The 273-nt window shown below is 50.9% G+C and carries 1 protein-coding gene; it reads left to right on the forward strand.

The window, feature by feature from the left end:
• A partial coding sequence (locus tag C1642_RS19005; protein WP_171304730.1) for a hypothetical protein occupies positions 1–273 on the forward strand: 273 nt, incomplete at both ends.

The following is a 273-nucleotide window of genomic DNA, read 5'->3' on the forward strand; positions in this document are numbered from 1 at the left end:
GTGCACAGAGCCCAGCAATAACAGTTACTGTAGATACATTAGCACCGGCTACTCCTTCTGTACCGAGTGGTTATCTGGACAATGTTGGACCTGATCAAGGAATCAAGGGGTCAGGAAGCAGCACAGATGATACGACGCCAGGTGTTGTGATTTCTGCACCGGGTGCAGGTGAGACTCCGACCTTGTATGTTGATGGTGAGAAGGTAGCTGCAAGCTATGATCCTGTAACCGGTACACTAACGCCTACCACTCCGCTGGCAGATGGTTCACATC

It is taken from the genome of Acinetobacter sp. AKBS16 (genome assembly GCF_002899995.1).
In the GTDB taxonomy this organism is placed as follows: Bacteria; Pseudomonadota; Gammaproteobacteria; order Pseudomonadales; family Moraxellaceae; genus Acinetobacter; species Acinetobacter baumannii.